This is a genomic window from Vibrio tubiashii, from assembly GCF_028551255.1.
Classification (GTDB): Bacteria; Pseudomonadota; Gammaproteobacteria; order Enterobacterales; family Vibrionaceae; genus Vibrio; species Vibrio tubiashii_B.
Window position 1 is genome coordinate 2,653,428 of record NZ_CP117029.1, and the last position, 23,371, is coordinate 2,676,798.

Here is a 23,371-nt window from a genome sequence, read left to right on the forward strand (position 1 = left end):
GGAGGATGTTTGAATCATGAGTCAGAACGTATACCAATTTATCGACGTACAACGCGTAGATCCTGCGAAAAAGCCGATTAAAACTCGTAAGATTGAGTTCGTCGAAATTTATGAACCCTTTACTAAGCAGCAAGCCACTGCGCAAGCGGATCGCTGCCTAGATTGTGGTAACCCTTACTGTGAATGGAAATGTCCTGTTCACAACTATATCCCTCAATGGCTAAAGCTCGCCAATGAAGGACGCATCTTAGAAGCCGTTGAGCTCTCTCACCAAACTAACAGCTTGCCTGAAGTGTGTGGTCGAGTATGTCCTCAAGATAGGCTGTGTGAAGGCTCTTGTACCCTAAATGACGACTTTGGTGCCGTAACGATTGGTAATATTGAAAAGTACATTACCGATAAAGCGTTTGAGATGGGCTGGAAACCAGACATGTCCAAAGTCGAGTGGACAGATAAGAAGGTTGCCATTATCGGTGCAGGGCCAGCGGGCCTTGCAGCGGCAGACATCTTAGTTCGTAACGGCGTCAAGCCAGTTGTTTTCGACCGCTACCCTGAAATCGGTGGTCTACTCACTTTCGGTATTCCATCGTTTAAGTTGGAAAAAGGGGTAATGGAGAATCGTCGTCGAGTCTTTAGCGAAATGGGCGTCGAGTTCAAGCTCAACATTGAGGTGGGGAAAGACATCCAAATGCAGGAGCTTGTCGATGAGTATGACGCTGTTTTCCTTGGTGTCGGCACCTACAAGAATATGCGTGCGGGTCTAGACAACGAGGATGCTCCGGGTGTGTATGACGCTCTACCTTTCTTAGTATCAAATACCTATAAGGTAATGAGCTTAGAAGATGACCAGCCATTTATTGATATGGCAGGGAAAAAGGTTGTCGTCCTTGGTGGTGGTGATACGGCAATGGACTGTGTACGTACATCGATTCGTCAAGGTGCTGATAACGTCATTTGTGCTTACCGCCGTGATGAAGCCAACATGCCGGGCTCACGCCGCGAAGTGAAAAATGCCAAAGAAGAAGGGGTTAACTTTATGTTTAACCTTCAGCCACTAGGACTTGAAGTCGACAGTTCAGGCAAAGTCAGCGGTGTTAAAGTGGTCAAAACGGCACTAGGTGAACCAGATGAAGCGGGGCGCCGTCGCCCTGAGCCTGTAGAAGGCAGTGAACATGTATTGGAAGCCGATGCCGTTATCATGGCATTTGGTTTCCAGCCTCATCAAATGAGCTGGTTAGAGCCGTATGGCGTAGAACTCGATCAGTGGGGACGTATTAAAGCGCCGTCTGATCAAGAGTTTATGTTCCAGACGAGCAACAAGAAAATCTTTGCCGGAGGAGATGCCGTGCGCGGGTCTGATCTTGTTGTTACTGCGATTGATGAAGGGCGTAAAGCTGCTGAAGGCATACTTGATTACCTTGACGTATAGCCTTAACTCAACTCACAAAAGGATCCATTAATTGGATCCTTTTTTCATTTAAAACATATAATTGAATTCGATAAAAACAAGACAAGGTATTCAAAATGAAGAACGCCGCTCTCCTTTCAATCACCCTATTGGGTTTAACCGCTTGTAGCCAAGGAGTTCAAGAGATGCAAGATCGTACAGCTTCCCCTTGTGGTGACAAACCTAACTGCGTTTCAACACAAGATACTCGACCAGAGCATAACCTCGCGCCGTTTGAACTCAATGATGGCGTGACCTTAGATCAGATAGAAGCTGTGGTACTAAAAGAGCCAAGAACCAAAACTGCGGAAAAAAGCGCTGATTATTTACGAGTAGAATTTACCAGTAAGATCATGCGTTTCGTCGATGATTTAGAATTAAGAATAGAAGGGAACAGTCTGATTGTTCGCTCTGAATCTCGCACCGGTCACTCTGATTTTGGGGTTAACCGCAAACGCGCTGATGCACTGAGAGCCGCTCTGAGTGAGGCTAAGCTAATTAAATAGCCTCTTACACAAGAGTCCGGACGCCTTGGCAAACTTCGCAGCTTGAGTAACGACTGCTTGTTGCTATTGCATCAAGTATTCGTAGACATTACGCCACGCAGCTATAAAAAAACCGAAGCATTAAGCTTCGGTTTTAGGTTTTCACTAGCGGTAGCCTGTTACTCAGCTTCTTCGCGGAAGACAACTAGGCGCTTTGGTGCTACCTTGCCATCATCGTTCACTTCAGCAACACCAATGAACAACTTCTCTTCACCGGAAGTCATACGCAGCGGTGTGCCTTCTGGTGCGCCGAATACTTGCACTGGCATACCGTGTTGAACCAAATTGGTCAGTTCTGCATTAAGGTTTACTTCTGGTAAATCTTCTACCGCGGTATCCATAGGTAACAGCAGAGGATCAAGTAGCTCTTTCGGTGCAACTTCGTCACGATGTGCTTGCTCTAAAAGCTCATTAAGTTGCTCTAGAGTCACCATTTTCTCGTATGGATATTTGGCAACCCCAGTACGACGTAGCATAGTGACATGAGCACCACAGCCGAGCATCTCACCAAGATCATCAACGATGGTGCGGATGTAAGTGCCTTTAGAACAGTGGACTTCCATCTCGACTTCATCACCTTCAAAGCGATGCAGTACAATTTCATAAACCGTAATTTTGCGTGATTCACGCGGTACTTCAATACCTTTTCGTGCATACTCATACAAAGGCTTACCTTGGTATTTCAATGCCGAAAACATTGAAGGCACTTGATCAGATTCACCACGGAAGTTATCAATGCAGGCTTCAAGCTTGTCGAGAGACACGTCTATCGGACGAGTCTCAACCACTTCACCATCAGAATCTGAAGTATCCGTGCGCTCCCCTAACTTGGCGATCACTCGGTAGCGTTTATCAGAATCCAACAAGAACTGAGAAAACTTGGTGGCTTCACCAAGACAGATTGGCAGCATACCTGTCGCTAGGGGATCCAGAGCACCGGTATGACCTGCTTTCTCTGCAAAGTAAATGCGTTTTACTTTCTGCAGTGCATCATTAGATGAAATGCCTGTTGGCTTGTCTAAAAGGACAACACCATTAATTGGACGACCTTTACGACGACGAGCCATTACTCTTCACCTGCCTGATCTTCTTCACGACCAGCGTCATGCTGTTTACGCTTATCTTCGTTAACTACCTCTGACACTAGGTTTGACATACGCATACCCTCGACAAGTGTATTGTCGTAGTGGAAACGTACTTCAGGTGTTAGACGTAGGCGAATGCGTTTGCCTAGCATCATACGGATATGAACTTCATGCTCACGTAGTGCTTCTAGGCAAGATTCTGGCGTTTGCTCACCAACACATAGGAAAGTAACGAAAACTTTCGCGTATGCTAAATCACGTGACACTTCCACATCAGAAATCGTCACCATGCCTAGGCGAGAATCACGAACTTCGCGTTGAAGGATCATTGCGAGTTCTTTTTGCAGCTGCTGTGCAACACGCTGCGTGCGGCTAAATTCTTTTGACATATCTTTTCTCTTATTAGAAAGAATGGGGGGATGGATAAATTCCAGCCCCCCATGGCGTATTCAACAACCAATTACTGCTTATCTATCAATAAGTAAGCCAGCAATGTTAGTCAATTAGTCTAGAGTACGTTTAACTTCAACGATTTCGAAGACTTCGATTTGGTCACCAACGCGAACATCGTTGTAGTTCTTAACGCCGATACCACATTCGTAGCCGTTCTTAACTTCTTGTACGTCATCTTTAAAGCGACGTAGTGACTCTAGTTCACCTTCGTAGATAACAACGTTATCACGTAGTACGCGGATAGGGTTGTTACGCTTGATGGTACCTTCAGTAACCATACAACCTGCGATTGCGCCCAGTTTCGGTGACTTAAATACGTCACGAACTTCAGCAAGACCAATGATCTCTTGCTTGAATTCTGGAGCAAGCATACCGCCCATTGCTTGTTTCACTTCATCAATCAATTGGTAAATGATTGAGTAGTAACGAAGGTCTAGGTTTTCGTTTTCAACAGTACGACGAGCAGTTGCATCAGCACGTACGTTGAAGCCTAGGATGATAGCGTTAGAAGCTGCTGCTAGTACGGCATCAGTTTCAGTAATACCACCAACACCAGAACCTACGATGTTCACTTTCACTTCATCAGTTGAAAGCTTGATTAGTGAGTCAGAGATTGCTTCCACAGAGCCCTGTACGTCAGCCTTAAGAACAACGTTTAGTTCAGCAACTTCACCAGCAGCCATGTTAGAGAACATGTTCTCTAGTTTCGCTTTCTGCTGACGAGCCAGTTTCACTTCACGGAATTTACCTTGACGGTAGTTCGCTACTTCACGTGCTTTACGCTCATCACGTACTACTGTTGCTTCATCACCAGAAGCAGGTACACCAGAAAGACCTAGGATCTCTACTGGGATAGAAGGACCAGCAGTAGTGACTTCTTTACCGTTCTCATCGCGCATTGCACGAACACGGCCGTACTCTTGACCACAAAGAACGATATCGCCTTTGTTTAGCGTACCAGACTGAACAAGTACAGTTGCAACTGGACCGCGGCCTTTATCTAGGCGAGATTCAACAACCACACCAGACGCCATGCCTTCTTCAACTGCAGTTAGTTCAAGAACTTCAGATTGTAGAAGGATAGTTTCTAGAAGACCGTCGATGTTTGTACCCTGTTTCGCAGAGATGTGAACGAACATGTTCTCACCGCCCCACTCTTCAGGAATAACGTCGTACTGAGCTAGCTCGTTCTTAACGTTATCTGGGTTCGCATCTTCTTTATCGATCTTGTTCACAGCAACAATCAGAGGAACGCCTGCCGCTTTCGCGTGCTGGATCGCTTCGATTGTTTGTGGCATTACTCCATCGTCTGCTGCTACTACTAGAACAACGATATCTGTCGCTTGAGCACCACGAGCACGCATTGCAGTAAACGCTGCGTGTCCAGGAGTATCAAGGAAAGTGATCATGCCGTTGTCAGTTTCAACGTGGTAAGCACCAATGTGCTGTGTAATACCACCCGCTTCACCCGATGCAACGTGTGCTTTACGGATGTAGTCAAGCGTAGACGTTTTACCGTGGTCAACGTGACCCATGATAGTAACAACAGGAGCACGAGGAACTGCTTCAGCGTTGTTATCACGATCTGATAGTACCGCTTCTTCTAGCTCGTTCTCTTTACGCAGGATTACCTTGTGACCCATCTCTTCAGCAACAAGCTGTGCTGTTTCTTGGTCGATAACCTGGTTGATAGTCGCCATTGCGCCCATCTTCATCATTACTTTGATAACTTCCGTGCCTTTCACTGACATTTTGCTTGCCAGTTCAGAAACCACGATAGTTTCGCCGATTACAACATCAGCTTTAGCAACTGTTGCTGTCTTATCGAAACCTTGCTGCATTGAAGTTGGTTTAGCTAGCTTACCTTTGTTGCGGTTTCTGCCGCCACGCTGGTTACGGCCACCACGATTTTGGTCATCGTTGTTAGAAGCTTTTTTCTTCTTCTTACGACGGCCACCTTCTTCTTTACGGTCAGCCGCATCTTCAGCTTCACGAGCGTAAGTAGAAGTCGTTACATGGTAGTCAGAGTTTTCGAGCTCTTTCTTCTTCTTCTCTTCTTCAGTCCAACGAGCTTCATTTTCTTCAGCAAGTTTACGAGCTTCTTCAACAAGCTTAGCTGCTTCTTGTTCCGCTTTACGTTGGGCTTCTTCTTCCTGACGACGCTTCAGCTCGTCAGCTTCTTTCTTCGCTTGCGTATTAGCTTCCGCATTTTTTGCATTCATGTCTTTCTTAGCCTTATCAGCTTGGGCGCGTTTAGCCTTTTCTTCAGCGTCGCGTTTTGCATCCGCTTCTTGCTTCGCTTTCTCTTCGGCCTCGCGTTTTGCTTTCTCTGCAGCTTCACGTTTCGCTTGCTCTTCAGCCTCACGCTTCGCAAGCTCTTCAGCTTCACGCTTTGCTGCTTCCTCAGCCTCACGTTTCGCGTCGTCTTCGATAATGCTGCGCTTCACATAAGTGCGCTTCTTACGCACCTCTACTTGAACATCCTTACTCTTGCCACCACCAGCGTTAACGCTTAGTGTGCTGCGAGTTTTACGCTGTAGCGTTAAGCGAGTTGGCTCCGCGTCACCTGAAGTGTCACCGTGCTCTTTCTTAAGGTGAGTCAAAAGTTTCTGCTTTTCTTCATCAGTAACTTGATCACTACTCGCTTTCTTCATACCAGCGTCAGCAAGTTGTTCAATCAAGCGGTCCACTGGTGTACCAATTTCTTCACTCAGTGCCTTAACAGTAATTTGTGTCATCCGCTTCCTCCTTGCTGAAATTATTCGTCGTCGCCGAACCAACAAATGTTACGAGCAGCCATGATAAGCTCACCCGCACGTTCTTCGGTTAGACCTTCAATACCTTCGATATCATCGATACCCTGATCAGCTAGGTCTTCTAGTGTTGCAACACCTTTAGCTGCCAGTTTAAATGCCATCTCGCGCTCTAGACCTTCTAGACCAAGTAGGTCTTCTGCAGGCTCTACACCTTCGAAAGATTCTTCTTGTGCAAGAGCAAGAGTCGTTAGTGCATTCTTAGCACGATTACGTAGTTCTTCGACTAGATCTTCATCTAGACCGTCAACTTCAAGAAGCTCGTTTACAGGTACGTAAGCTACTTCTTCTAGAGTAGAGAAACCTTCTTCAACAAGCAGTTGAGCAAAGTCTTCTTCGATGTCTAGGTGCTTCATGAAGCTTTCGATTGCAGCTTGAGATTCTTCAGCGTGTTTCTTGTGAAGATCTTCAACTGTCATTACGTTTAGTTCCCAACCCGTTAGTTGAGATGCAAGACGTACGTTTTGACCGTTACGGCCGATAGCTTGTGCTAGGTTGTCTGCTTCAACCGCGATGTCCATTGCGTTTGCATCTTCATCAACGATGATAGAAGCAACATCAGCAGGTGCCATTGCGTTGATAACAAATTGCGCTGGGTTATCGTCCCAAAGAACGATATCGATACGCTCACCACCAAGCTCGCCAGAAACAGCTTGTACACGTGCACCACGCATACCAACACACGCACCAACTGGGTCGATACGCTTGTCGTTAGTTTTAACTGCAATTTTCGCGCGAGAACCAGGATCGCGAGCTGCACCTTTAAGTTCGATGATCTCTTCAGCGATTTCAGGTACTTCTACACGGAATAGCTCTGCTAGCATTTCAGGCTTAGAGCGAGTCACGAATAGCTGGAAGCCACGTGCTTCTGGTGCCACTTTGTAAAGTAGGCCACGCACACGGTCGCCTGGACGGAAGTTTTCACGAGGAAGTTGGTCGTCACGTAGGATAACCGCTTCTGCATTGTTACCTAGGTCTAGTACCACTGTTTCACGGTTAACTTTCTTAACCACGCCAGTCACTAGCTCACCTTCGTTGTCGATGAACTGCTCTACGATTTGCGCGCGCTCAGCTTCACGTACTTTCTGTACGATAACTTGCTTAGCCGTTTGAGTCGTAATACGGTCAAACGTTACTGATTCGATGTCGTCTTCAACGTAATCACCTAGTTCCAGCTCTTCGTTTTCGAATTTCGCTGCTTCTAGAGAGATTTCTTTGGTTGGGCTCTCAACTTCTTCAACAATCAACCAACGGCGGAATGTTTCAAACTCGCCAGTTTTACGGTCAATTTCAACACGAACATCAATTTCCATTTCGTGCTTCTTCTTGGTAGAAGTAGCTAGAGCAATTTCTAGGGCTTCAAAGATACGCTCACGAGGTACCGCTTTCTCGTTCGATACCGCTTCTACTACCGCTAAAATTTCTTTACTCATTTTAAATAGCCTCTAAGACTTTAATTAAAATTTAGGGATCAGGTTAGCTTTTGAAATGTTGCTTAGGGCAAACTCTTCTTCGTTACCTTCAACAGTAACTGAGATAGTTTCACCATCTACTGAGTGGATTACACCTTTCCACTTGCGACGGTTGCCTACAGCCATCTTCAAAACGATGCTTACCTCGTGACCAATAAACTGTTCATAGTGTGCAGCTTTGAATAGTGGTCTTTCTAAACCTGGTGAAGACACTTCAAGGTTGTAAGCCACTGTGATTGGATCTTCAACGTCCATTACCGCGCTAACCTGGCGGCTAACTTCAGCACAATCTTCAACATTAATACCGTTCTCGTGATCGATGAAGATACGTAATGTTGAGTGTTCACCTGCGCGAACAAATTCTAATCCAACTAACTCATAACCTGATGCCGCTACAGGAGCTTCAAGCATTTCAGTAAGTTGTCTTTCTAAACCAGTCATTTAAACCACTCCAGAAACAAAAAAAGGGCTCAGAGCCCAATTTAAATTCCAAGCAAAGCTCTAAATTCTCAATGAGAAAATTTAGATAACAAAAAACCCCGAAAAGTCGGGGTTTTTTGTTGCTGGACCCTGATACGTTAAGTGATATCGATGCCACTTAACTCGCAATATCTCTATTGCGCAAACTTGCCACATCTACTCTCTATAAAAGAGAAGAGATTTGGTTGCGGGGGCCGGATTTGAACCGACGACCTTCGGGTTATGAGCCCGACGAGCTACCAAGCTGCTCCACCCCGCGTCCGACTTGTCGAGCATTATACGCTCTCCAAGGTGTTTTACAAGTTTGTAAATCAATGGTGCCGAGAGAGGGACTCGAACCCTCACACCTAAGGCACTAGCACCTCATGCTAGCGTGTCTACCAATTTCACCATCTCGGCAGCTAATTCTATTTATCAGCTAGAAAATAGCTTATTGAGGAATTTCGTCGCCTTGAGGGGCTGGAATTTCACTCGCATCATCCGCTTGCTGAATCACTTGACCTTGCGAAGGGTCAACCCATTGAGATTCAGTTTTGTGTGTAGACATGTTGCCTAGCACTAAGCTGACGATGAAAAATACTGTTGCAAAAATTGCAGTCATTCGGGTTAGGAAGTTACCTGAGCCGCTTGCGCCAAACACTGTGTTTGATGCGCCTGCACCGAATGAGGCTCCCATATCTGCGCCTTTACCTTGTTGAATCAGCACTAGGCCGATTACACCAACCGCTGCCAACAGGTAAATCACAAGTAGAACTGTAAACATGATTTCCACCTATGTTCCAAATTGTTGAGCCAGCGCCGCTCGAAAACTTTTTATTGATGTTTTTGAACAAGGCTAGCGACCTCCTTATCGAAGGCCGAGCAATACTAGCGAAAGCCGATTACGCTGACAAGTAGATTTTTTCAAAAAAGTACACCTTGAGAGCTAAGCGGTCAAAAAAAGGACAAAACCACACATTAAGCACTCTATATTGGTGAATTTGAAATTAAAGCTCTGAAAATTCAGGACTGTACTCAATCAAACCGGAGCGTCCGTCAAACTCGCTACCTTCTAGCGCTAGGACTTGGAATGCCCCTTGAGGGACTTCCCATTGGCAATGCATTTGCTGATTTGCGCTATCCGCAAATCCAAAACGGCCATAATAAGCAGGATCACCTAACACAACACAAGCTGGGTAACCAAACTCACGTAATGAAGCTAGCCCTTCCTTAACCATGTCAGCCGCGAGACCTTGTCTGCGATACTTTTCATCGACAGCTAGCGGTGCAAGCCCCTGCCAATTATAGTCATTGCCGTCTAATGTCACTGGACTAAACAGAACGTAGCCAACCACCTCTCCTTCGTCATTACAAGCAACCAGAGATAAGGTACGACGACCGTTTTCTCTTAGCTTCATAACCAAGTCAGCTTCCGCTTCAGTTTCAAACGTTGATTTCAGTAATCGATCAATGGCAAGTATGTCTGCCGGCGCTTCAGTTCGAATAAGCATTTACAACCTCATTATGTGTTGCAGGCGATTGTAATCCTTTTTGCACAAAATCGGCTAGTTGATTTAACAAGGTTTGTAGAGGCTTAGGTAAAGACTCCAGATCGACACTGTCCATCAAGTTCTTCACTTCAAGGCCTAGTTCGGTATCCCCTTCGATGGTCAAACGGCGCTGAAAGAATAAAGTGTCTGGATCTTCTTTGCGTCCGGCAATCAATACCAGATCATTGAGGTTACCGCTAAACAAGACATCTTCTTTAACTGGTTTATCCGCGACAACAATTTGGTCATCCTGATAACTTATCAGCCAACTTAATTGCAGATCTTTTACCTCAACTTTTAACCACTTATCTTCGAGAAATTCAAAGTCGCCATCCTCAAGTGCTTCTTTAAAAACAGTTTTAAGCCCTTCAAGCAAGGCTTTTTTTTGAACAGTTTGAGGTAAGAAGTGGACTGGAGATCGCAAAATTGATGCGGCATTTTGAACTAGTTGAGTGCGAATCTTGTTAATCACGCGAGATATCCGTTACTTTGTTAGCTAGAATTACTCATCATAAAGGATGTTTAACTAGAGATTCCTGTTATTTATCAAAGAATCTACGCTAAGCCTTAACTCTTTAAAGTCTGGGCAAGGACAGTTATAGTTAATACATCACTCAAATTCACTACTTCGTGGATAGTTGCTCTTTGGAGAGTCGGAAAAAACTTGATGCTATCGCAACAATTACAGCACTGGTTTACAAAAATTACGGCCAATAGTCCGTTTTTTTTCGCCATTTTGGATAACCAGCATAACTATGCAATGGTTAATGGCCGCTATTGCGATATCGCAGGGCTAACTCCGACTGAACTTGTTGGTATGTGCGACAGCCAGATCATGGGGCAGCAGTTTTATGACCACCTCAAGCCCTACTACGATAGAGCCTTTAAAGGCGAATCCATCGAAGCGGAAATGAGCATGGGCGATCTCGACCTAGAGACGAGCCTCCATTTCAACATCTCGCCTATCGAAAACGAAGGCAAGATTGAACATGTCATTTTCCACGCTCTTGATACCTCTGAAAAACAAATTCTGATTCGCTCTCTTGAGGAATCGGAAGGCAAATTTTCAACACTGACTAGCTTATTGCCAGAAGGAATCTTTCTGGTTGAAGATGATTGTATTCTGTCAGCTAACCCATCCGCCTTGCGATTACTGGGCTTTGATTCGATTCAAGATGTGTTAGGTGAAAGCCTATCGCGCTTGTTTGTTGACGAGAAAACCAAGACCGTCTTTTCTGAATCGTTAGCCAGTATGCTTGGAGAAACGCCACTGACTTGTTTAACGAGTCCTCGCTGTGGCTTTGAGCGTAAGGTTCAACTTCAAGCAGATGCTGCCATGATTCTGGGTAGCGATTCACAGTTGATATTGATTCATGATGCGGAAGCAACGCCGACTACGCTTGCAACCAATAAACAGGAAGATATCCACCTTGATTCGTTAACAGGGTTGTACAACCGATTTGGCTTTACCAAGCGTTTGGAACAACTGATCCACAACGAAACCCCTTTAATCATGCTCTACCTCGACATTGATAACTTCAAAAATATCAATGACTCATTAGGTCACCATATTGGCGACAAAGTGATTAAAGAAGTCTCTTCGCGCTTGAAACGTTTGCTACCACAACAAGCGGTGTTAGGACATTTAGGTGGCGATGAGTTCGGCATTATCTTGCCTGAGCCTGAAAACAATCGCATGGCAGAAATGCTGTCTGAGCGAATTATCTCTCTGATTAATCAGCCCTTTGATCTACACCACTTTAGCAAACGCTTAGCGTGTTCAATTGGTAGTGTGGCTTATCCGGGAGATGGCAATGACGCACGCATTTTGCTGCAGAATGCCGACACGGCCATGTATGAAGCGAAAGATCGCGGTCGTAACCGTCTGATTAAATTCAATGATCAGATGAACAAAGAAGCACGCATGCGTCTGTGGCTGGAAATCGAGCTGCAAAAAGCATTGCAGCAAAATGGCCTTGAAGTTTGGTATCAACCAAAAGTTAATGCTCGTGATTTTAGCATCAACGGCGCTGAAGCCCTGATCCGTTGGAAGCACCCAGTCGAAGGCTATATCAGCCCTGGCGCTTTCATTCCGGTAGCTGAACGAGCAGGCTTGATTGAGCACTTAGGTCGCGTGGTAATGCGTGATGTATTTAGCACGGTTAAGCGCTGGAAGCTACAAGGTATCTTACCTGGGCGTGTGGCAATCAACTTGTCTCCAGAACAGTTCGGTAACCCAAAGCTTATCGACTATATGGAAAAGCTGCTACGTACCACCGAACTTGACCCAAGTTGCATCACTTTCGAACTGACAGAAAGTGCGGTCATGAGTGACAGCGAACATACCGTTCAAATGCTAAACGCAATTAAGAAGCTCGGCTTTGCATTGTCAATCGATGACTTCGGGACAGGCTACTCCTCGCTTTCCTACTTAGCTCGCTTCCCTATTGATGAGCTTAAAATCGACCGTGCGTTTATCTCTGATATTGATACGCTTCCTAAACAGATCACTGTTATCGAGAACATCATCAACCTTGGTAAGTCACTCGACCTTACAGTGGTTGCTGAAGGTGTCGAAACTCAGCAGCAAGCCACCCTACTGTCTAACCTTAACTGTAACTCTATTCAGGGTTTCCATTTCTACCGTCCTCAGCCTAGACAAGAGGTTGAAGAGTTGTTTGCGCAAAATCGCCGCCACAAAAACTAACCCTATTTGAGTAATTAGGCCAGAAAGTCACGCAAACCTGCTGTATATCAAATTTGCCGTTCATATTTCTTCATAAAATGCTCAGCAAATATAGAACAGACAGTCATGGTGCGAGCAATGGAACTCCTATGCCCAGCAGGTAACTTACCTGCCTTAAAAACGGCGATTGATTGTGGTGCTGATGCGGTGTACATCGGATTTAAAGATGACACCAATGCCCGCCACTTCGCTGGTTTGAACTTCACGGGTAAGAAACTCGAAAAAGCCGTTCAATACGTTCACGACAACAACAAGAAAATTCACGTTGCCTTAAACACCTTTGCTCATCCTGATGGATTCGAACGCTGGACAGAAGCAGTCGACCGCGCGGCGCAAAGTGGTGTAGATGCTTTGATCGTGGCAGACATTGCCGTACTGGAATATGCCGCGCGAAAATACCCACAGCTTGAACTTCATTTATCAGTGCAAGCCTCAGCAACCAATGTCGCCGCCATTGATTTCTACAAACAGAATTTCAATGTAAAGCGTGTTGTGCTGCCGCGTGTTCTTTCCATTCATCAGGTAAAGCAGCTATCACGCAACATCACCAGTGACGTTGAGCTAGAAGTATTCGCTTTTGGCAGCCTGTGTATCATGTCGGAAGGCCGCTGTTATCTGTCATCGTACATGACAGGTGAATCCCCTAATACCGTAGGTGCTTGCTCTCCGGCTAAATACGTTCGCTGGCAAGAAACGGAAAATGGCCTCGAATCTCGTCTTAATGACATCCTGATTGATCGCTACAGTGAAGGTGAAAATGCGGGCTACCCTACTTTATGTAAAGGGCGATTCACGGCGGACTTGGATGAGCAAACTAAGGCTTATCATGCACTGGAAGAGCCGACCAGCTTGAATACGCTATCTATGCTGCCCGAACTCTTTGCCGCTAATGTTGCCTCCGTCAAGATTGAAGGTCGCCAACGCAGCCCAGCTTACGTTGAGCAAGTGACCCGCACTTGGCGAGCCGCAATCGACCGTTACTTGGCAAACCCAGAGGGCTATCAAGTAGAGCCAAGCTGGAATGCAACACTCGCTAATGTATCAGAAGGTACGCAAACCACACTTGGCGCATACCACCGTAAATGGCAGTAGAGCTTTACTTGTAGAAAGAACAATGGAAAACAACATGAAATATGCACTCGGCCCGCTACTCTACTTCTGGCCAAAGCAAGATGTCGAAGCGTTTTATGAGCAAGCGAAAACCAGCTCGGCAGATATTATCTATCTGGGTGAGAGTGTCTGTTCAAAACGCCGCGAGATGAAACCAGCGCACTGGTTTGAGATAGCAAAGGAGCTCAGCAAGACTGGTAAGCAAGTCGTGTTGTCGACAATGGCATTGCTCGAAGCACCAAGTGAAGTCAACGTAATGAAGAAGTACATCGACAATGGTGACTTCGCTATTGAAGCCAACGATGTCTCTGCGATTCAACTTGCCTCTGAGCGTAAAGTGCCTTTCGTTGTCGGCCCTGCCGTGAATACCTACAATGCGCACACCTTAAACTTGTTCTTAAAACAAGGCATGACTCGTTGGTGTATGCCGGTAGAGCTATCTCGTGAGTGGCTAGGTAATGTGCTTAACCAATGTGATGAGATCGGTATTAAAGGTAAGTTTGAAGTCGAGGTATTCAGCCACGGTTATCTCCCCCTTGCCTACTCTGCGCGCTGCTTCACTGCCCGTGCAGAAAATAAGGCCAAGGATGATTGCGAGACTTGCTGTATCAAATATCCAACGGGCATTCAGGTAAGCAGCCAAGAAGGACAAGAGGTGTTTAATCTCAATGGTATCCAGACTCAGTCAGGCTACTGTTACAACCTCATTAATGATTTACCAAGCATGCAAGGATTGGTTGATGTAGTTCGCTTAAGCCCACTGGGTCTTGATACTTTCTCACAAGTAGATAAATTCCGAGCGAATGAGCAAGGAGCCAGCCCTAGCCAAATAGAAAGCAGACAGTGTAATGGCTACTGGCACCAACTAGCCGGTTTAGAAGTGAAAACTCTCTAGTTCTCTGTTGTCACAAATACTACAAAGGGCTCAACTGAGCCCTTTTCTATTAAGCAATCGCTTGTTCCGTTTGGTGAGTCCGATAACGACGTAGGTCTCTCATCAGAATCACAATAACGACCACACTCAGTGCAATATTGGACAGTGGGAAAGCAAGCCAGATACCGGGAACACCAAAAAACTTCGGCATGATGTAAAGGAAAGGCAATTGCACTAACATGTTTCCGATGGTAACAAACAAGGCTTTGCTTCCCTTATCAACAGCTTGGTAATACGCAGCAGCCACCACTAAGAAACCATCCAAGAATAGCGAGAAAATATGTAAGCGAATACCCAACACAGTATTCTCGATGAGTTGCGTATCGGTCGCATTAAACACCGACACAAACTCGCGTGGGAATAAGTTGAGTACAGCGACAAATGCTATCCCGACAACAATAGCGGTAGTCATTGCAACTTTAAGCAACTTGCTAATATTCTCTTGATTATTAGCTCCATGGTTATAACTGACTAACGGCTGCATGCCATTAGCAATACCTTCCGCAGTAAGATAGTAGACCGTAATGATGTAACCCAAGATTGCGTAAGCACCAATGATCAGCACGTCACCATACTGAGCAAATAGGTTGTTGTGCAGTGCCACCATCACAGAGCCATACGCATACATAAAGAAGCTCGGTAGACCGATCGCAAAGATTTTCGGCACAACCGTTATTTTTAAACGTAGATCTCTAACTGTTAGCTTTAGCTTCGCCCTATTGGAAAAGAAATAAGCCAAACCAAGCAAAGTAACTACTGCCTGCGCAATTGCAGTCGCCAAAGCCGCTCCGGTTAATTCCCAATCCCAGACTGCAATCATCAAGTAATCGAGAGCGATATTAATTACCGCACCGATCACCATTAGCAGCGTGGCAATATTGGGGCTGTCATCGTTACGCAGCAAAAACGGCATCGCAATTGAGCCTAAAGTAAATACGCTCGCACCTATCAAAATATCAAGGTACTGCATGCCAAGATCAAAGACTCGCCCTTCCGCTCCTTGCCAAATCAGAAAGTACTCTGAGAAGAAATAGAGCACACCAGAGACTACTGGGGTCAAAACCAATAGCAACATTAACCCAGTAGCCAAGATATGCTTAGCCGCAAGGTTGTCTTTCGCCCCTTGGCGTATTGAAGCGAGTGCACCAGTGCCAACTCCCAATAGCATACCAATGCCAAGAATCGAACCGATAACTGGCCAAGCGACATTAATACCCGCTAAACCATCGGCTCCTACATAGCGTCCAATAAATATTCCATCCACCACTTGATACAAACCATTGACTAGCATCGCTGCCACGGTTGGGATGGTATACTTCCAAAACTGTTTATAAATGGATGTTTGCATGTATTGTTACTCTAGTTAGCAAGGCTAACTAAATAGTTAAATGTATTACGACAGTGTTTTGTTTAACAAGCTAATTAGCTGTGCCGCTTCTTGATCGGATAACTTTGCATGCATCGTCTGCGCAACTTCTTTATAGACGACCTTTTCTAGCGACATAGCATTCATCGCATTTTCTGTTAGCACCACTTTCTTTGAACGCGCATCTTCATTACACGAGATGCGTTCTACCAATCCTTTCTTCTCTAGTCGTACGACCATATTTGAAGCAGAAGGCTTGGTCACTTTCATTTCGCTGGCTAAGTCCGTGATCCGTACCCCTTCAGGAAACGCTTGGACGACTCGTAAATAATCAAACTCATTAAAGCTCAACAGCGACAAGGGATCTTCTTTCGCATAGACGCGCCATGCTTTGGAACAAAAGCGCTCTAACTCTATTAAGCTGGTTTCTAAATTCATAGGTAAACTCATTTAGTTAGCCAAGCTAACAATATTAGCGACAGATTGGTTAACAAGCAATAAAAAAGCGCTGAAATCAGCGCTTTTCTGTACCAAGGAGTGTCGGCCCTATTGAGTTGGACTTGCGGCTTGCTTTGCTTTTGCCCTTGCAATGACCTGCGCTTGCAGGTCTTCATAGATATTAGTCAGCTCTAGTATTGCGTATCTGTGCTCGACATACTCAAAAACGTTGAACGAGATAGCAAGACGGTAGAATGAAATCGCTTTAGCAATATCTTGCTCTGAGTCGCTTTCTTGGTAACGCTTGCCTAGATAGAAGTAAGCTTCCGTCAGGTGTTGGGCAAGTACGACTTTATCGCGTGTGCTTTCGACAATCGCTTTGAATGCTTGCTTTTCAGAAATCTCACCCAAAGTAATCGCGACCATAATCCAACCCCACTTGTCATTGCGGTTTTGGTAACTCTGCTCAAGCTCTTGCCTAGCGATTTCCGGTGATATCTCTGACTTAATAATGTAGAGCCACAACGCGCTGAATGGATCACTCGGTTCTTGATTATAATGCTGCTGCATCTCTTCTAAAGCGAGATCAAAACGACCACCATAATAGAGCGCAATGGCTCTGTTACGTGCCGCATAACTATTATCTGGTGCCAACTCTAAAGCCGAATCAAAGGCATCGTAAGCTGCATCGAAATTGCGCTTTTCAGTAAAGTAGACACCCAGTAAGTTGAACAGATCCGCTTGCGCTGGATAAATAGCAAGAGACTGTTCGTAGTCTAATCTCGCTAGATTGCGTAAACCTACGCTGTCATAGTAGTTGCCACGTTCGTAGAGTATTTTCGCGCGTGTTTCATTGGGTAGATCTGTTCTGCCAAGAAGTTGGCTTAAACGTGCGATCTGAACCTCTTGCTGCAAGCTAGGTTGAAGCGCTTCTACCATAGGCGGCAGCACCCACTCAGCTTGTTGGTTCGATGTTGATGCACAGCCTGCTGTCACTAACAAGGCCAGGCTAAGCGTTGCGGTTTGAAACCATTTCACAAATAAATACTCCTGTTGCTAGGCTGCTACCTAGCGTCTTCCGCATAAAAAAAGGGAGCCTAATGCTCCCTTTATAACATGCTTTTAGCAAAATAGGCTAATTCGCAGAACCTGCCTATTTACTTAAATCGCATTATGCGTCAGTTGCTGGCTTCTCTTCTGAAGCTGCTTCTTCAGTCTTTTCAACTGCTTCTTTCATGCTTAGACGTACGCGGCCTTGACGGTCAATCTCAAGAACTTTTACTTGAACTTCTTGACCTTCAGCTAGGTAGTCAGACACTTTCTCAACACGCTTGTCAGCGATTTGTGAGATGTGTACTAGACCATCTTTACCTGGCAGGATAGTTACGAATGCACCGAAGTCTGCTAGACGCGCTACTTTACCTGTGTAGATGCGACCTACTTCAACTTCTGCAGTGATCTCTTCGATACGACGAATTGCTTCTTTCGCAGCTGTACCTTCAGTTGCAGCAATCTTGATTGTACCGTCGTCTTCGATTTCGATAGTAGTACCTGTCTCTTCAGTTAGAGCACGGATAACTGCACCACCTTTACCGATAACGTCTTTGATCTTCTCAGCGCTGATCTTCATTGTATGAATACGCGGAGCGAACTCAGAGATATCTTCACGAGCACCAGAGATAGCTTCATCCATTACAGATAGGATGTGCTTACGTGCACCTTGCGCTTGGTTAAGAGCAATTTGCATGATCTCTTTAGTGATGCCTTCGATCTTGATATCCATCTGAAGTGCAGTGATACCAGTGTTAGTACCTGCTACTTTAAAGTCCATGTCACCTAGGTGGTCTTCGTCACCAAGGATGTCAGAAAGAACAACGAAATCGTCGCCTTCTTTAACAAGACCCATTGCGATACCCGCAACAGAAGACTTGATTGGCACGCCAGCGTCCATAAGTGCTAGAGAAGTACCACATACAGAAGCCATTGAAGAAGAACCGTTAGATTCTGTGATTTCCGATACAACACGTACTGTGTATGGGAACTCATCAACAGAAGGCATTACTGCAGCAATACCACGCTTAGCGAGTTTACCGTGGCCGATTTCACGGCGCTTAGGAGAACCAACAAAACCTGTTTCACCAACACAGTATGGAGGGAAGTTGTAGTGTAGTAGGAAGTGATCTTTACGCTCACCTGTTAGCTCATCGATGATTTGAGCATCGCGCTGCGTACCTAGAGTCGCAGTTACTAGAGCCTGAGTTTCACCACGAGTAAATAGTGATGAACCGTGAGTACGTGGAAGAACACCAGTACGTACGTCTAGCGCACGAACCATATCTTTTTCACGACCATCGATACGTGGGTTACCAGCGATGATGCTGCGACGTACCACTGTCTTCTCTAGATCGTGGAAGATAGTGTGGATTTCTTTGGTGTTTGCTTCTGGATCTTCAGCAAGCAGTACTTCGTTTACTTCACCAGCGATCTCGTGGATGCGGTCGTAACGAGCCATCTTCTCAGTGATTTGGTAAGCTTCAACAAGTTTCGCTTCTGCTAGCTCAGCAATCTTGTTTACAAGCGCAGTGTTCTCTTCAGGAGCAACCCAATCCCAAGCAGGAGTAGCAACTTCAGCTTTGAATTCGTTGATTGCATTGATAACAGCTTGCTGTTGATCGTGACCAAATACTACCGCAGATAGCATCTCTTCTTCAGTTAGGTTGTCCGCTTCTGACTCAACCATAAGTACTGCTGATTCAGTACCTGCAACAACTAGGTCTAGCTTAGATGTTTCTAGCTCAGTGTTGCTTGGGTTAAGAACAAGTTGACCGTCAATGTGACCAACGCGCGCTGCACCGATAGGACCGTTGAACGGGATACCAGAGATAGCAAGTGCTGCTGAAGTACCGATCATTGTTGGGATATCTGGCTGTACGTCTGGGTTCACAGATACTACAGTTGCGATAACTTGTACTTCGTTTTTGAATGCATCTGGGAATAGAGGACGGATTGGACGGTCGATTAGACGAGCCGTTAGCGTCTCACCTTCAGAAGGACGGCCTTCACGCTTGAAGAAACCACCAGGGATTTTACCCGCTGCGTAAGTACGCTCTTGGTAGTTAACCGTTAGAGGGAAGAAGTCTTGACCTTCTACCGCTTCTTTTTTACCCACTACAGAAACGAATACTGCTGTATCGTCCATAGTAACCATTACTGCAGCCGTAGCTTGACGTGCGATAACGCCAGTCTCTAGAGTAACTGTGTGGTTACCGTACTGGAACGTTTTAACAACTGGTTTTTCGAACATTGTTATTCCTTTTGGGATAGCTCTGTTTAATAAGAGCAATTGTGTTAGCCCAAGGCATTACATGCTTAAACAGTCTAGAGTTTAGTTTGTAGCTCCCAATCGACCACTTACGACCGGAATCAAACGAGAAGCTAGAAACTAAATTCTATAACTGCATACGATGTAATTGTAATGCAATGAGCAAATAGAAAATGCCGATAGATATCGGCCGCCGTAGTATAGCGGGATTAATTCGGTTTGGCTAAGCTATAGCAACCAAAATAACTAACGGGCAACAAAAAAGGGGCTAAAAGCCCCTTTTTCGACAAACTGTTCTATGCAGCCGCTGATTAGCGACGTAGGCCTAGACGCTTGATTAGGTCTTGGTAACGAGAAAGGTTTTTGCCTTTCAGGTAGTCAAGAAGCTTACGACGGCTAGAAACCATGCGTAGAAGACCACGACGGCTGTGGTGATCGCCTTTGTGAGCTTTGAAGTGACCTTGTAGGTGGTTGATAGAAGCAGTCAGTAGAGCTACTTGTACTTCTGGTGAACCAGTATCGCCTTCAGAGCGCGCGTATTCTGCAACGATTGCTGCTTTAGTTTCTGCATTCAGAGACATAATTCTCTCCTAAATAAGAGTAGGTTGATATTTGTGCCAGCCAATCTCTGATTCAGCCGACACGAGAAGCGCGAATTATAGGGGATGTACACAGGTTAAGCAATAGGTATTTGTGCGCTTCGCTTGAGAAGCGGATGCAGGAGTTGGGAGGCGGGAACGGACTGCGTCCTACGGAGAACTGGAAAACTGGAAAACTGGAAAACTGGAAAACTGGAAAACTGGAAAACTGGAAAACTGGAAAACTGGAAAACTGGAAAACTGGAAAACTGGAAAACTGGAAAACTGGAAAACTGGAGGATTGTATTTTCTAGGAGAGAAGTTCTGTCAACACCTTCTAAGCCATCGGCTCTATCAACTTAGCCTCAACAGTCACCTCTCGTAGGGCGAAGCCCGATCCCGTTTTCCCGAAACGAAGTGTTCCATAGGACAAAGTCCGTTCCCTATTCCGTAGGGCGTAGCCCGTTCCCATCCTTCCCTTTTCTGTTACACTTAGCCTATCCAAACCTACCTATTTGAATTAACAGGATTCCTTATGAAAATCGGCATCATCGGTGCAATGGAGCAAGAAGTCTCTATTCTTAAGCAAGCTATTGAAAACTGCCAAGAAGTCTCTAAAGCAGGTTGTACTTTCTACGCGGGTCAGCTTAATGGTGTAGAGGTTGTACTCCTTCAATCAGGTATCGGTAAAGTTGCTGCTGCGGTAGGCACGACAATTCTTCTTGACGAATACAAGCCTGATGCCGTGATTAACACAGGTTCTGCAGGTGGCTTTGACTCTAGCCTAAACCTTGGCGACGTTGTTGTTTCAACTGAAGTTCGTCACCACGATGCAGACGTCACAGCATTTGGTTACGAAATGGGACAGATGGCACAGCAACCAGCGGCTTTCATGGCAGATGAAAAACTGATGGATGTGGCTGAAAAAGCACTGGCGCAAATGGAAGACAAACACGCGGTACGTGGACTAATCTGTACTGGTGATGCATTTGTAGCAAGCGCGGAGCGCCAAGCCTTCATTCGCAAACACTTCCCTTCGGTTATCGCCGTTGAAATGGAAGCTTCAGCTATCGCTCAAACCTGTCACCAATTCAAGGTCCCATTCGTTGTCGTACGTGCTATCTCTGACGTAGCCGACAAAGAAGCAGGCATGAGCTTTGATGAGTTCCTACCGCTAGCTGCTAAGAGTTCATCAGAGATGGTGGTAAAAATGGTTGACCTGCTGAAGTAAGCTAAAGCGATATCATGGAAGATATTTTCAATCAACTTTACTCAAATGGCGCGCTCCTCGTATTATGGGGTGCGCTTTTATTTCATCTAATCCTGCCCTTCCCACGTGAGGCACATCCCGCCATCTTGTGGCATAAGTTTGCTGAGCAATTAGCGGACAAGGTCAACGTTAATTCCAATTACTCGCAAAGCATTATCTCTGGCACTCTAGCTTGGTTATTAATGCTATTTCCAATGCTCGCTGTCTTGATTGCACTAAAACCACTAGTTTGGCAGCCAGAGTTGTTCGAATTGGCCTTTTTGCTGCTCGCGATTGATTGGCGTAATACTGATAAGTTTACCGCCCAATTTGTCGCTGCGATGGCACGCGAAGATAAAGAGCATGCCAAAATGCTCATCAAGCCACTCATCAATCGCTCGACCGCGCCTTTATCAATACTAGGGCTCGGCAAAGCGGGCGCAGAAACTCTGATCATGTCCTACGGCCGTAATGTCGTCGGCGTGCTTTTCTGGTATGCCATTGGCGGTGGTATCGGAGCGTTCATGTATCGCATGAGTGTAGAGTTGGCTCGGGCATGGTCACCAAGCAGACAACGCTTTTCACCATTTGGTATTCCCGCAGTTCGTGCAGTGGCAGTATTAGACTTTATCCCACTGAGGCTGTTTGCCATCATGATCACCTTAGGTCATAGGGCACAAGCAACCGCCCAACTACTTCAAGAACAAGCCAAATCGTGGCCTCTTCCTGGACCTGCCTGGCTATTGGTTTCCGTCGGTGCCAAGCTTGAACTCTCACTCGGCGGTCCGGCGATTTATGACGGGCACAAAGCGGTACGCGCTAAACTTGGTGGTCGCATTGCTCCATCAGCCATTCATATTGCTCAGGTACAAAAAACTCTGGCGTGGCGAATGTTGGCTTGGATTATTATCCAAAGCCTTATCATGGGCTTAATCTATCAAGGAATCTAAATGCGTTTCACCTTATTGCTCCTGACGGCTTTTGTTTCTCACTTTGCAGTATCAGCTCCTGCCGAGCGCGTTATCAGCTTGGCACCACACGCAACAGAACTTGCGTTTGCCGCAGGGCTTGGAGACAAACTTGTCGCCGTCAGTGAACGAAGTGATTACCCGGAACAAACGCAAAAAATAGAAAAAGTCGCGAACTATAAAGGGATCAAGATCGAGCGTATCATCGCCCTACAACCGGATCTCATTATCGCGTGGCCTTCTGGTAACCCGAATGGAGAGCTCGACAAGCTTAAGCAATTTGGCCTCAATATTTACTACTCTCAAACCCATTCACTAGAAGATATTGCTGCCAACATTGAGCAACTAAGCGAATATGCAGAAGATCCGAATGTCGGAAGAAAAAATGCGCAGGACTTCAGAGATCAGCTAGCAGAACTCAAAAATCGTTATGATACAGAGTCTAAAGTTCGTTACTTCTACCAACTGAGTGAGCAACCTATTATCACTTTGGCGCAAGGCAAATGGCCTAGTGAAGTATTTTCATTCTGTGGCGGTGAAAATATCTTTGAGAGCAGTGCTGCTCCTTACCCGCAAGTAGGGAAAGAGCAAGTCATCTTGCTGAACCCAGAAGTGATGTTTACTTCTCAGCATGCTATCGCCAATGGCAATATTTGGGCGCAGTGGAGTGAGCAACTTTCGGCGGTAAAGAACAACTATATCTGGTCTTTAAATTCAGACTGGATAAATCGCCCAACGCCAAGAACGCTCAAAGCTATCGAGCAAGTTTGTGAGCATTTCGAAACAGTAAGGCGAAATCGCTAACGGTTAAACGATGAGATCTCGTACAATCCCTC

Annotated in this window: 22 protein-coding genes and 2 tRNA genes; 9 read left to right on the top strand and 15 right to left on the bottom strand. The window is 45.7% G+C overall.

Annotated elements, in window-relative coordinates; all coding sequences use genetic code 11:
- Window positions 1-16 precede the first annotated feature (16 nt).
- Window positions 17-1,429 (top strand): FAD-dependent oxidoreductase, encoded by a 1,413-nt coding sequence (locus LYZ37_RS12150; protein ID WP_272785648.1) that lies wholly within the window; start codon window positions 17-19, stop codon window positions 1,427-1,429.
- Between the two features lie 95 nt (window positions 1,430-1,524).
- The gene (locus tag LYZ37_RS12155; RefSeq protein ID WP_272785649.1) at window positions 1,525-1,953 is read left to right on the top strand and encodes a DUF1499 domain-containing protein; all 429 of its coding nucleotides are present in this window, start codon (window positions 1,525-1,527) and stop codon (window positions 1,951-1,953) included.
- A 158-nt stretch (window positions 1,954-2,111) separates the two neighbouring features.
- Here the strand turns inward: LYZ37_RS12155 and truB are convergent, their stop codons facing one another.
- From truB to ubiT, 10 genes are all read right to left on the bottom strand, one after another.
- On the bottom strand, window positions 2,112-3,059 hold the full coding sequence (gene truB, locus LYZ37_RS12160) for a tRNA pseudouridine(55) synthase TruB (protein WP_272785650.1): 948 nt from the start codon (window positions 3,057-3,059) through the stop codon (window positions 2,112-2,114).
- The gene (gene rbfA, locus LYZ37_RS12165; RefSeq protein ID WP_005472794.1) at window positions 3,059-3,466 is read right to left on the bottom strand and encodes a 30S ribosome-binding factor RbfA; all 408 of its coding nucleotides are present in this window, start codon (window positions 3,464-3,466) and stop codon (window positions 3,059-3,061) included. Before rbfA ends, truB begins: the two co-directional genes overlap by 1 nt.
- Before the next feature lie 114 nt (window positions 3,467-3,580).
- Window positions 3,581-6,268 carry a translation initiation factor IF-2 gene (gene infB, locus LYZ37_RS12170; RefSeq protein WP_272785651.1) on the bottom strand — a complete coding sequence of 896 codons (2,688 nt, stop codon included), beginning with the start codon at window positions 6,266-6,268 and terminating at the stop codon, window positions 3,581-3,583.
- A 20-nt stretch (window positions 6,269-6,288) separates the two neighbouring features.
- The gene (nusA, locus tag LYZ37_RS12175; RefSeq protein ID WP_171323121.1) at window positions 6,289-7,776 is read right to left on the bottom strand and encodes a transcription termination factor NusA; all 1,488 of its coding nucleotides are present in this window, start codon (window positions 7,774-7,776) and stop codon (window positions 6,289-6,291) included.
- A gap of 24 nt (window positions 7,777-7,800) precedes the next feature.
- A complete protein-coding gene (gene rimP, locus LYZ37_RS12180; protein WP_004744998.1) occupies window positions 7,801-8,256 on the bottom strand; it encodes a ribosome maturation factor RimP in 456 nt (151 codons plus the stop codon).
- Between the two features lie 221 nt (window positions 8,257-8,477).
- Window positions 8,478-8,554, bottom strand: a tRNA-Met gene (locus LYZ37_RS12185).
- Window positions 8,555-8,610: 56 nt separating this feature from the next.
- Window positions 8,611-8,694 (bottom strand) — tRNA-Leu (locus LYZ37_RS12190).
- A gap of 31 nt (window positions 8,695-8,725) precedes the next feature.
- Window positions 8,726-9,058 (bottom strand): preprotein translocase subunit SecG, encoded by a 333-nt coding sequence (gene secG / locus LYZ37_RS12195; protein WP_171323123.1) that lies wholly within the window; start codon window positions 9,056-9,058, stop codon window positions 8,726-8,728.
- A gap of 223 nt (window positions 9,059-9,281) precedes the next feature.
- Complete coding sequence (locus LYZ37_RS12200) at window positions 9,282-9,785, bottom strand: GNAT family N-acetyltransferase (RefSeq protein WP_272785652.1); 504 nt, start codon at window positions 9,783-9,785, stop codon at window positions 9,282-9,284.
- The gene (gene ubiT / locus LYZ37_RS12205; protein WP_239850910.1) at window positions 9,769-10,296 is read right to left on the bottom strand and encodes a ubiquinone anaerobic biosynthesis accessory factor UbiT; all 528 of its coding nucleotides are present in this window, start codon (window positions 10,294-10,296) and stop codon (window positions 9,769-9,771) included. The genes LYZ37_RS12200 and ubiT overlap by 17 nt, the downstream gene beginning before the upstream one ends.
- Before the next feature lie 195 nt (window positions 10,297-10,491).
- Between ubiT and LYZ37_RS12210 the strand changes: the two genes are divergently transcribed.
- The 3 genes from LYZ37_RS12210 to LYZ37_RS12220 all read left to right on the top strand — a co-directional run bounded on the left by LYZ37_RS12210 (window position 10,492) and on the right by LYZ37_RS12220 (window position 14,575).
- Entirely contained in the window at window positions 10,492-12,531 is a 2,040-nt protein-coding gene (locus LYZ37_RS12210; RefSeq protein ID WP_272785653.1) for a sensor domain-containing protein, read from the top strand.
- A 117-nt stretch (window positions 12,532-12,648) separates the two neighbouring features.
- Window positions 12,649-13,662 carry a ubiquinone anaerobic biosynthesis protein UbiU gene (ubiU, locus tag LYZ37_RS12215; protein ID WP_171323131.1) on the top strand — a complete coding sequence of 338 codons (1,014 nt, stop codon included), beginning with the start codon at window positions 12,649-12,651 and terminating at the stop codon, window positions 13,660-13,662.
- A 34-nt stretch (window positions 13,663-13,696) separates the two neighbouring features.
- The gene (locus tag LYZ37_RS12220) at window positions 13,697-14,575 is read left to right on the top strand and encodes a U32 family peptidase (protein WP_272785654.1); all 879 of its coding nucleotides are present in this window, start codon (window positions 13,697-13,699) and stop codon (window positions 14,573-14,575) included.
- Window positions 14,576-14,624: 49 nt separating this feature from the next.
- On the opposite strand, the gene LYZ37_RS12225 is transcribed toward LYZ37_RS12220, so the two are convergent.
- The 5 genes from LYZ37_RS12225 to rpsO form a co-directional block, all read right to left on the bottom strand.
- Window positions 14,625-15,962, bottom strand: a complete 1,338-nt coding sequence (locus tag LYZ37_RS12225) for an MATE family efflux transporter (RefSeq protein WP_272785655.1) — start codon at window positions 15,960-15,962, stop codon at window positions 14,625-14,627.
- 45 nt (window positions 15,963-16,007) lie between these two features.
- Complete coding sequence (locus tag LYZ37_RS12230) at window positions 16,008-16,418, bottom strand: MarR family winged helix-turn-helix transcriptional regulator (RefSeq protein ID WP_272785656.1); 411 nt, start codon at window positions 16,416-16,418, stop codon at window positions 16,008-16,010.
- Between the two features lie 108 nt (window positions 16,419-16,526).
- Window positions 16,527-17,456 carry a lipoprotein NlpI gene (gene nlpI / locus LYZ37_RS12235; RefSeq protein ID WP_272785657.1) on the bottom strand — a complete coding sequence of 310 codons (930 nt, stop codon included), beginning with the start codon at window positions 17,454-17,456 and terminating at the stop codon, window positions 16,527-16,529.
- Between the two features lie 133 nt (window positions 17,457-17,589).
- The gene (gene pnp / locus LYZ37_RS12240) at window positions 17,590-19,722 is read right to left on the bottom strand and encodes a polyribonucleotide nucleotidyltransferase (protein WP_171323139.1); all 2,133 of its coding nucleotides are present in this window, start codon (window positions 19,720-19,722) and stop codon (window positions 17,590-17,592) included.
- Window positions 19,723-20,051: 329 nt separating this feature from the next.
- Window positions 20,052-20,321, bottom strand: a complete 270-nt coding sequence (gene rpsO / locus LYZ37_RS12245; RefSeq protein ID WP_004745010.1) for a 30S ribosomal protein S15 — start codon at window positions 20,319-20,321, stop codon at window positions 20,052-20,054.
- A 134-nt stretch (window positions 20,322-20,455) separates the two neighbouring features.
- Between rpsO and LYZ37_RS12250 the strand changes: the two genes are divergently transcribed.
- From LYZ37_RS12250 to btuF, 4 genes are all read left to right on the top strand, one after another.
- Window positions 20,456-20,632 carry a hypothetical protein gene (locus tag LYZ37_RS12250; RefSeq protein ID WP_272785658.1) on the top strand — a complete coding sequence of 59 codons (177 nt, stop codon included), beginning with the start codon at window positions 20,456-20,458 and terminating at the stop codon, window positions 20,630-20,632.
- A 221-nt stretch (window positions 20,633-20,853) separates the two neighbouring features.
- Window positions 20,854-21,549: a 5'-methylthioadenosine/S-adenosylhomocysteine nucleosidase gene (gene mtnN, locus LYZ37_RS12255; RefSeq protein WP_272785660.1), complete on the top strand. Its 696-nt coding sequence runs from the start codon at window positions 20,854-20,856 to the stop codon at window positions 21,547-21,549.
- 14 nt (window positions 21,550-21,563) lie between these two features.
- Window positions 21,564-22,517, top strand: coding sequence for a cobalamin biosynthesis family protein (locus tag LYZ37_RS12260; protein WP_272785661.1), 954 nt, complete (start codon window positions 21,564-21,566; stop codon window positions 22,515-22,517).
- On the top strand, window positions 22,518-23,339 hold the full coding sequence (btuF, locus tag LYZ37_RS12265; protein ID WP_272785662.1) for a vitamin B12 ABC transporter substrate-binding protein BtuF: 822 nt from the start codon (window positions 22,518-22,520) through the stop codon (window positions 23,337-23,339). It begins immediately after the preceding gene.
- The last annotated feature ends 32 nt before the right edge of the window (window positions 23,340-23,371 follow it).

Bases quoted from the DNA above. Each gene is read 5' to 3' on its own strand.
- btuF (WP_272785662.1), top strand. From the start codon at position 22,518: ATGCGTTTCACCTTATTGCTCCTGACGGCTTTTGTTTCTCACTTTGCA.
- rimP (WP_004744998.1), bottom strand. From the start codon at position 8,256: ATGACTGGTTTAGAAAGACAACTTACTGAAATGCTTGAAGCTCCTGTA.
- truB (WP_272785650.1), bottom strand. From the start codon at position 3,059: ATGGCTCGTCGTCGTAAAGGTCGTCCAATTAATGGTGTTGTCCTTTTA.
- LYZ37_RS12230 (WP_272785656.1), bottom strand. From the start codon at position 16,418: ATGAATTTAGAAACCAGCTTAATAGAGTTAGAGCGCTTTTGTTCCAAA.
- LYZ37_RS12200 (WP_272785652.1), bottom strand. From the start codon at position 9,785: ATGCTTATTCGAACTGAAGCGCCGGCAGACATACTTGCCATTGATCGA.
- nusA (WP_171323121.1), bottom strand. From the start codon at position 7,776: ATGAGTAAAGAAATTTTAGCGGTAGTAGAAGCGGTATCGAACGAGAAA.
- LYZ37_RS12210 (WP_272785653.1), top strand. From the start codon at position 10,492: ATGCTATCGCAACAATTACAGCACTGGTTTACAAAAATTACGGCCAAT.
- LYZ37_RS12250 (WP_272785658.1), top strand. From the start codon at position 20,456: ATGCAGGAGTTGGGAGGCGGGAACGGACTGCGTCCTACGGAGAACTGG.
- LYZ37_RS12155 (WP_272785649.1), top strand. From the start codon at position 1,525: ATGAAGAACGCCGCTCTCCTTTCAATCACCCTATTGGGTTTAACCGCT.
- rbfA (WP_005472794.1), bottom strand. From the start codon at position 3,466: ATGTCAAAAGAATTTAGCCGCACGCAGCGTGTTGCACAGCAGCTGCAA.
- rpsO (WP_004745010.1), bottom strand. From the start codon at position 20,321: ATGTCTCTGAATGCAGAAACTAAAGCAGCAATCGTTGCAGAATACGCG.
- pnp (WP_171323139.1), bottom strand. From the start codon at position 19,722: ATGTTCGAAAAACCAGTTGTTAAAACGTTCCAGTACGGTAACCACACA.
- LYZ37_RS12260 (WP_272785661.1), top strand. From the start codon at position 21,564: ATGGAAGATATTTTCAATCAACTTTACTCAAATGGCGCGCTCCTCGTA.
- LYZ37_RS12225 (WP_272785655.1), bottom strand. From the start codon at position 15,962: ATGCAAACATCCATTTATAAACAGTTTTGGAAGTATACCATCCCAACC.
- infB (WP_272785651.1), bottom strand. From the start codon at position 6,268: ATGACACAAATTACTGTTAAGGCACTGAGTGAAGAAATTGGTACACCA.
- LYZ37_RS12220 (WP_272785654.1), top strand. From the start codon at position 13,697: ATGAAATATGCACTCGGCCCGCTACTCTACTTCTGGCCAAAGCAAGAT.
- ubiU (WP_171323131.1), top strand. From the start codon at position 12,649: ATGGAACTCCTATGCCCAGCAGGTAACTTACCTGCCTTAAAAACGGCG.
- secG (WP_171323123.1), bottom strand. From the start codon at position 9,058: ATGTTTACAGTTCTACTTGTGATTTACCTGTTGGCAGCGGTTGGTGTA.
- mtnN (WP_272785660.1), top strand. From the start codon at position 20,854: ATGAAAATCGGCATCATCGGTGCAATGGAGCAAGAAGTCTCTATTCTT.
- LYZ37_RS12150 (WP_272785648.1), top strand. From the start codon at position 17: ATGAGTCAGAACGTATACCAATTTATCGACGTACAACGCGTAGATCCT.